We start from the raw sequence: 1,341 nt of genomic DNA, 5'->3' as shown, positions 1-1,341 counted from the left end.
GAGCCGCGTTGATCATGGCAATAGACGTAGCGCGGTTCGGCGACGACAGTACCGTGTTTGGCTGGCGGCAAGGCCGCGACTTTAGATCACGGCCGATGCAAAAGTTCCACGGGCTGGCCACGACGCGTATTGTCGAATTGGCCATTATCGAGATAGACAAGGAACGCCCGGACGCCATCGTGATAGAAAGTACAGGCCCCGGCGCTGGCGTCATCGACCAGCTACGTGATAAGGGATATAAGGTCATCGAAGTACATCCGGGTTCCGAAGCGCACGAACACACGAAGTATTTTAACAAGCGCGCCGAATTGTGGTCCCTCGGTAGGGACTGGATAATGAAGGAAGGTTGCCTACCGGAAGACGCCGAGTTAACGCGCGAGCTAGCTACCATATTGTACGCACTCGACAGGCACGAACAGCGTATCAAGATGGAGCCGAAAGCTGAGATGAAAAAGCGCGGCTTGAAGTCGCCGGACAAAGCCGACACCCTCATGTTGACGTTTGCAGCCCGTGTCGCACGGCGCGATACCAGCTTGACACGACGGCCGAAGTCGCGTACAGCCCAGAGTGAATACGACGTTTACGCCTACTGAGGGGGTTGACATGGGCGGTATCCTGAGCAAGCCAAAGGTCGCGCCTGCGCCTGCGCCGGAACCCGCGCCGCCGCCCGAGCCGTTGCCGCCGCCACCCGAGCGGTCGTCCGACGAAGTCGCCGCCGCTGCTGAGCGCCAGCGCAAACGCTATTACGGCGGCCAGGGCGGGCGGGCCATGAACATGCTGACGGGCGGCCTGGGGGTGCCCAGCGCTTCGACCAGCGCGGCGGTTCGCATGCTGGGCGGCGTCGGGAAGGTCTAGCATGGCACGCCCAAGCGCGTCGGATGTCGTACGGCTGTACGAAGAAGCGAAGGCCCTACGTGCGCCGCACGAACAGGACTGGAAGATGGCGTCGGCCTACTGTATGCCGCGCCACTTCGGTAGCTGGAACACGACAGGACCGGCCAGCTACTTCCAGAACAGCGCCGCGCAGGCGAGACGCTTTGCGTTCGACAACACGGGCGTACGTGCGCTGGCCAAATACGCCGCCATTCTCGAAAGACTGGCTTCGCCGCGTTCGCAGCGCTGGCACGGACTGGAAGCGTCCGACCACTACTTGAACAAGCAGCGCGCGGTCAAGTCGTACTTCGAGGCCATGACGGAACTGCTGTTCAAGGTACGTTATCAGGCCAAGTCGAAATTCACGCAATCGAGCGCGGAAGTATACGCATCTCTCGGCGTGTATGGCACCGGCCCGCAATACATCGGGCAGCGTAAGCGTACCGCGCTGGACAAGCGCGGCGGCCC

At 61.6% G+C, this 1,341-nt stretch carries 2 protein-coding genes and 1 pseudogene; all 3 read left to right on the top strand.

Annotated features, from left to right (window positions below):
* A pseudogene (locus tag ACK4TH_RS11875) lies at positions 1 to 593 on the top strand (terminase); the annotation flags it as partial.
* A gap of 10 nt (positions 594 to 603) precedes the next feature.
* Positions 604 to 855 carry a hypothetical protein gene (locus tag ACK4TH_RS11870; RefSeq protein WP_409626730.1) on the top strand — a complete coding sequence of 84 codons (252 nt, stop codon included), beginning with the start codon at positions 604 to 606 and terminating at the stop codon, positions 853 to 855.
* 1 nt (position 856) lies between these two features.
* A partial coding sequence (locus tag ACK4TH_RS11865) for a portal protein (RefSeq protein ID WP_409626728.1) occupies positions 857 to 1,341 on the top strand: 485 nt, incomplete at its 3' end.

Source organism: Tepidimonas sp. (assembly GCF_046292505.1).
GTDB lineage: Bacteria > Pseudomonadota > Gammaproteobacteria > Burkholderiales > Burkholderiaceae_C > Tepidimonas.
Note: the sequence above shows the minus strand (reverse complement) of the source record. Positions and strands in the feature narration are given on the sequence as shown.